Origin of the sequence: Bacillus sp. MUM 116 (assembly GCF_001866655.1) — a bacterium.
GTDB lineage: Bacteria > Bacillota > Bacilli > Bacillales > Cytobacillaceae > Neobacillus.
On the sequence record NZ_MLYR01000048.1, the window covers coordinates 24,690 to 31,530 of the forward strand.

General features: G+C 35.4%; 5 protein-coding genes and 1 pseudogene. 5 read left to right on the top strand and 1 reads right to left on the bottom strand.

Features of this window, described 5'->3' with window-relative positions:
* Positions 1 to 231 precede the first annotated feature (231 nt).
* The 5 genes and pseudogenes from fabI to BIV60_RS30440 all read left to right on the top strand — a co-directional run.
* Positions 232 to 1,011 carry an enoyl-ACP reductase FabI gene (gene fabI / locus BIV60_RS13675; RefSeq protein ID WP_071356293.1) on the top strand — a complete coding sequence of 260 codons (780 nt, stop codon included), beginning with the start codon at positions 232 to 234 and terminating at the stop codon, positions 1,009 to 1,011.
* 618 nt (positions 1,012 to 1,629) lie between these two features.
* Complete coding sequence (locus BIV60_RS13680) at positions 1,630 to 2,763, top strand: MGDG synthase family glycosyltransferase (RefSeq protein ID WP_071356294.1); 1,134 nt, start codon at positions 1,630 to 1,632, stop codon at positions 2,761 to 2,763.
* 70 nt (positions 2,764 to 2,833) lie between these two features.
* Positions 2,834 to 4,237 (top strand): MFS transporter, encoded by a 1,404-nt coding sequence (locus BIV60_RS13685; protein WP_177177292.1) that lies wholly within the window; start codon positions 2,834 to 2,836, stop codon positions 4,235 to 4,237.
* Positions 4,238 to 4,335: 98 nt separating this feature from the next.
* A complete protein-coding gene (ltaS, locus tag BIV60_RS13690) occupies positions 4,336 to 6,264 on the top strand; it encodes a lipoteichoic acid synthase (RefSeq protein WP_071356296.1) in 1,929 nt (642 codons plus the stop codon).
* Positions 6,265 to 6,285: 21 nt separating this feature from the next.
* Positions 6,286 to 6,399 (top strand): annotated as a pseudogene (locus tag BIV60_RS30440) (VOC family protein); the annotation flags it as partial.
* A gap of 93 nt (positions 6,400 to 6,492) precedes the next feature.
* Here BIV60_RS30440 and BIV60_RS29670 read toward each other — a convergent pair.
* The gene (locus tag BIV60_RS29670) at positions 6,493 to 6,642 is read right to left on the bottom strand and encodes a hypothetical protein (protein ID WP_177177293.1); all 150 of its coding nucleotides are present in this window, start codon (positions 6,640 to 6,642) and stop codon (positions 6,493 to 6,495) included.
* Between the last annotated feature and the right edge of the window lie 199 nt (positions 6,643 to 6,841).

Below are 6,841 nucleotides of genomic sequence, written 5' to 3' on the forward strand. Positions count from 1 at the left end.
ATGGGTAGCGGGAGGTGAAAAATTTAATGGGGCAGCTTTTTTATGTAACACCATAGGAGCTTAGGCGTTTTTGAGAAACTCGATTTCATCTGCGGTTCAGTAATCGAGGCGACGATTGATAAATATAAAGTAGGAACAGATTAGTTTCTTTAGTACTTATGATATAATATCATAAGTATCAAGTGCTAAAACCTGGTGTAATAAAACCACTAGGCAACTTAGGAGGACAAAATGGAAGATTTGCTGAAATTAAAGGGTAAAAATATTGTAATAATGGGAGTTGCTAATGAGCGTAGCTTAGCTTGGGGAGTGGCTAGGTCACTTTATAAAGCAGGTGCTAATCTTATTTTTACGTACCGATTAGAACGATCATTCGGAAAATTAAATAAGTTATTATTGGATAATGACTACAATGCTGAATTAATCGTGAAATGCGATGTAAACAGTGATGAAAGCGTTAAAGATGCCTTCCAAGAAATCGGTAAAAAGGTAGGAACGATTCACGGAATTGTACACTCAGTTGCATTTGCTCATTCTGAAGATTTAAAAGGTGAATTTATAAATACTTCAAGGTCCGGATATGCTTTTGCCCAAGATACAAGTTCGTACTCTCTAATAGCTGTTGCAAGAGAAGCTAAACCTTATATGACTGAAGGGGGCTCCATCGTGACGATGAGCTACCTTGGAGCAGAAAGGGCTGTTAGTGGCTATAATGTTATGGGTGTAGCAAAAGCAGCTCTTGAATCATCAGTAAAATATCTCGCATTAGACTTAGGAAAAGAGAATATCCGTATAAATGCTATTTCTGCTGGAGCAATTCGTACCCTTGCTGCTAAAGGCGTTGGATCATTTAATGAAATACTTCATAAAATTGAAGAATCTGCACCTTTAAAAAGAAATGTGACTCAAGAAGAGGTTGGCGATATGACAATCGCAATGCTTAGCAATCTATCTAGAGGAGTAACCGGTGAAATTATTTATGTAGATTCAGGTTACAATATAATCGGCTAGTCTTCTTCAACAAACAGTCCTATGTAGAAAAAAAGTCGCTGCGGCGACTTTTTTGCATTATTTTTTAGCTAGGATTGAGTCGATTATGTTATCATAATCAAATGTAAAGCAAACTGTAAATTATTATTCTTATGGTGGGACTAATAAACAGAGGATAGGTGAAATTTCTATAAAAAGATACTATTAGTTGGTATATTGGTATTAACCTACTTTTTTGGAGGTTTTCAAATTCCATTAACCTAAGGCTATTTTCGCACAGATTGTTGTTTTTCGTATAAGTTTATCAACCCGTATAACAAAATGCTTCGTGGCATCTTTTCGTAAGAACATTTGCAGAAATAGCCTAGAAACTTAAGTAAATGACCCTTATTAAGGTCCAAAAGCAACAAAGTTTGCGAAAAGAGCCTAACCAAAAGATATTAAAAGATGTTATCATTATGGTAAGAAGTGGGAAATGTATGGATTTCACAATTTTTTAATAATCTAAGGTTATTATGATTGTATGAAGGTTCATATATTGGATTATAAACATATAAGACTTTTACGTTTATAATTAATGTATAAAAGACAGTTTATCTTGTCATAATGGATAAACAATGTTAAGAAAGGGTCTATTATATGACTAAAAAAGTATTAATAATTTCTTCGGATAACACCGGTCATGGCCATAAAAGCATTACAGAATCATTGTGTGAAAAGATTACAATGGACCATGACCTTAAGGTACATGTAGTAGATGGCTTTTCATTGGGTGGAAATGCACTCATGACGATTGGCAAGACCTACGGACCAATAACGAGAATGTCAGAAAATTTATGGGAGCGGGTATTCAATTTTTCATCTGAAAACCCAGTATTAATTGACAAATTTATCGAGAATCTAATAAGGAAAAATTTTTTAAAATTACTAAATGAAGTAAATCCGGATTTGATTTTATCTGTCCATCCAAATTTTAATGGTTCTGTTTTAAATATTTTAGAAAAACAATTGATAAAAATACCATTTATTACTCTTATTGCCGACCTCGTCAATATTTCGTCACTTTGGGCGGACAAAAGAGCTGATTATATTATCAGCCCCACTCTTGAAGCGAAAGATAAGTGTATCGAATATGGCGTACCCGCTGAGAAAATAAATGTTTTAGGGTTTCCGGTTCGCTCGAGATTTTTCCGAAATAGCACAAATAAAAAAGTGAATTATCGAGCCGGTACACCATTAAACTTTTTAATCATGAGCGGTGGTGAGGGTGTTGGAAATATGGAGAGTACAGCAGAGATTCTTCTTGATCATTTTGATTGTACCGTGAAAATTGTAGCAGGTAGAAATGTAAAGCTAAAGGCAGCACTAGAGCAATCGCTCAATAGTAAATATGGAAACAAAGTGGAGATATACGGTTTTATTAAAAATATTCAAGATCTCATGTTTCGAGCAGATATCGCTTTTGTAAGAGGAAGTCCGAATGTTATGTTTGAGGCATTTGCATCCAATACCCCAATTATCATCACAGGCTCTTTACCTGGCCAAGAACAGGACAATCCAGCCTTTGCAGAAAAATTTAATCTTGGGAAGATTTGTAAAGATACAACCGAAATAGAAGCTAAAATTAACCAATTACTTGAAAATGATTCTGAAAGGTTGAATAATATAATTAATTGCCAAAGAAACTTTGTCAATCCTCGAGCAGCAGAAGAAATCATCCAATTCATGTTAGAAGTGGAAAATCAATATGAATGGGATCTGCAGCTTGCTTAATACGTTAATTGGTCAACCCATTTTCGCAAATCATACCAACATCCATATAGATTAAGGTGTTTTCATGTATTTGAAAGGTACAAATCCCAAAACAGTATTCACTATATTTGTATTTATTGCCTTGGCTGCTTTCGATAATGTAATCATCGGATTATTTCCGCCATTATTTCAGTACATCGCACACGATTTAAATGTTAGAATAGCTAAATTGGGTACAGTTTCAGCTGTAAATATTTTAGTTACAGCTGTTTCTTCCGTTTATTGGGGGTACTTATCAGGGAAATTTAAACGAAAAAAATTGATTATCATCGGTACCTTGATTTGGGTCGTATCCGTATTTCTGACATCCATAAGCCAAAGTTATTGGCAGTTGCTCCTCTATCAAATTTTAACAGGAATAGGTTTAGGGTGTATTGCATCAGTTGGTTTTAGTGTATTAACAGATTCTATTCCATATGAGAAACGTGGGATGATTTTGAGTCTTTGGGGCATGGCTCAAGGCTTGGGAGGAATTGCAGGATCACTTTTGGCTTCTTTAACGGCGACCAACACGAGTTGGAGATGGCCTTTTGAAATCGTTGGCTATGTAGGCTTTTTTCTTATAATTTTATACCTTTTTGTTGAAGAACCAAAAAGGGGCGGGGCAGATCCAGAACTGAAAAAGCTCATGAATAAGAATCAGTCCTATAATTATGTAATAGAAGCAAAGCAAATCGTACCGGTTTTATTAAAAGGAAGTAATCTGTATCTATTCTTACAGGCGTTTTTTATGAATATCGCCACAGGCAGTCTCATCTGGCTTCCGACTTTATATATTTTCAAAATTCAACAACAAGGATACAGTATGGAAACATCGATGATTGCTTCGGGTTACCTTTATGCCATATTTCAAATTGGTGGAATTACATCGGTTTACTTTGGACATCTTGGTGACAGGCTCCAAAAGAAAACATATAAAGCAAGGGCAATTTTAACCTCATTCTTTGTATTTCTAACCATGCCTTTATACATATTTATGTTTATGATTCCAATGGACAACCTTCTGCTGCCTCATGACCATAATGCGGTAAGCATTTTTGTCCGTTTAATTAAGCAATTATTTACGAATCCTTGGATGGCTTTATTGTTGGTTGTATCTTTTTTGGCTTCAGCAGCTCAATCTGCCAACACACCAAACTGGCTCGCCTTGATTACCGATGTGAATTTTCCGGAGCATCGTGGGACAGCCTTTAGTGTCGCCAATCTTTTCAATAGTCTAGGCAGGACGATTGGAAACGTTGGAGTGGGCATCGTGCTTGGCATGGTCTCAGCTCACTACAATGAACCAACTTCTTATATTATAACTTTAGCGTTCCTGCAAATTTTTCTCATTCCTTCAGCCATTTGCTATCTTTTAATGGCAAAAAGAAATAAGCTTGATATAAAAAAGGTGAAAGAAACCCTTATGTTACGTTCAGAACCGGATAAGGGATAATAAGTTTTGTAGGGTTAGGGACTTATTTCTTACTTTGATGCTAGGAGTTTATATAAAGGAAAAAAATATTTTTTTACTTGGTGGTGGAAGGGGGAACCATGAATAATATCATTCAAAAGGGCCATAGTCTTTTTAATAAATATTCTGTTTTTTTCTTTATGGCTGTATTCCTTCTTTGGATTAAAACATACATAGCGCAAATAACACAGTTTAAATTAGGAGTGGAGGGGCCATTCCAGCATTTTCTTTTATTTATCAATCCATTGGGATCTTCTTTACTTTTTTTAGGAATTGCACTCTTTTTTAAAGGGCGCAAAAAGTATAGTTGGCTTATGGTCATTTATTTTATTCTAACAGTCCTTTTATATAGTAATATTTTATATTACCGCTTCTTTAATGACTTTATTACGTTGCCAACGTTAACTCAAACGAAAAATGCCGGTGAAATTGGCGGTAGTGTTGTTTCATTATTAAAACCATATGACTTTTTATTCTTCATTGATTTTTTACTCTTACTTGCATTTCTTGCATTTCGCTTTGTAAAAATGGAGATTAGAGATGTGAATCGTGGAAAGATAAACGTGTTATTTTCATTAACTTTATCGATTTCTTGTGCCCATTTCGCTTTAGCGGAATTAGATCGGCCTGAACTATTAACAAGAGGATTTGACCGAAATTATATTGTCAAATATTTAGGTTTATACAATTACGTTATTTATGACGCGGTTCAAAGTACTCAAGCATCGACTCAAAGAGTTATGGCCAATAGCGACGACATTTCAGAAATCTACAATTATACAAAATCAAATTATGCTGAGCCTAATCCAGATTACTTTGGTGTTGGAAAGGGTATGAACGTCGTTTTTTTCCATCTGGAGTCGTTCCAAAATTTCCTTATTGATTACAAATTACACGGGGAAGAAGTAACTCCATTTTTAAACTCTTTGACGAAAGATAAAAATACCACATATTTTGATAATTTTTTCCATCAGACGGCCCACGGTAAAACATCTGATGCTGAATTTATATTAGAAAATTCATTATATGGACTACCTCAAGGTTCTGCTTTTATGACAAAAAGTTTAAACACCTATCAAGCAGCGCCTGCTATTTTGGGCAATCATGGTTATACATCGGCAGTTTTCCATGGGAATTCGGGGAGTTTTTGGAACCGCGATGAAGTTTATAAATCGTTTGGATATGATAGGTTTTTTGATTCAAGTTACTATAATATGGAACCAGAGGACCTTGCACAATATGGGCTTATGGATAAGCCATTTTTAAAGGAATCCATGCCGCTTTTAAAATCATTACCACAGCCATTTTATACCAAGCTCATAACGGTAACGAATCATTTTCCGTTTCCGATTGATAAAAAAGATGCAACGATTGCACCGCATACAACGGGTGTTCCATCTGTCGACTCGTACTTTCAGACTGCCCGCTATGCTGACGAGGCATTAAAGCAGTTTTTTACTTCTTTAGAGCAAGCTGGATTATTGGATCATACCATTATAATTATGTACGGTGACCATTATGGCATCTCAAAAGAAAATAACGAGGAAATGGAACAGGTTCTGGGGAAAAAAATTACCCCTTTTGAAAGCACGGGATTGCAGCGAGTACCGTTGCTCATTCGAGTGCCTGGTATAGAAGGAAGAGTGAACCACGAGTACAGCGGCCAAATTGATATTCTTCCGACAGTGCTTCACTTGTTAGGAATCGATACGAAAGAGTATATCCAATTTGGAACAGATTTGTTTTCAAAGCAGCATGATGATCTGATTCCATTTCGAAATGGTGATTTTGTCAGTTCCAGCATTACATCTATTGATGGTAAATTCTATGATTCAACGACGGGAATGGAGTTAGAGAATGACAAATTAGCAAAGGCTCAGAAGGCTTGGGAAACCGTAGAGCAAAAGCTATTACTCTCAGATAAAGTGGTAAATGGAGATTTATTACGTTTCTACACCCCTAAGGACTTTGTTCCAGTGGACCGAACTAAATACAACTATCATCACTAATGGGCTTAGTATTAGACTTTCTTTAGCGACTTATTAAATAAAAATATCAAAGTTGGAGAAATAGTTACAATTCCTTCTGGCAGAGTATTTAACTTTGCTGACAGTGAAAAAAATTACTTTGCAGTAATGAAGAAAGTGAAATATTGTAAATGTAAAAAATGTATTAATCTGAAAATGATTAAATGGTTAAGGCTGCCATCGAGGCAGCCTTTTTAATATTGAAACAAACTATTGACGATTATTTTTGCTGTTTGGTTCTTGAATTGGAACATTTTTTGGCCGCTTAGGATAGTTTTCTGCACCAGCCTCAGGACCTGTTAAGTCGTTTCGTTGGTCCAGAACTTTTCCGGTAAACTCAATTGGATCGCGGTGTGGCATGTATTCACCTCCAAATATAAGATGGTGGAAATTTATTCAATCTGTTTTACTTTAACCTTTTTCCACTGTTAATATGTATAGGCTAGGGTTTTCCTATGAATAATACATTAATAATTAGAAGAGTCTAATTGGTTATTTTATGTTAGGTTAGCCTCGCTTTTGCTTTTTCAAAGGCTATTTTCGCATAGATTGTTGTTTT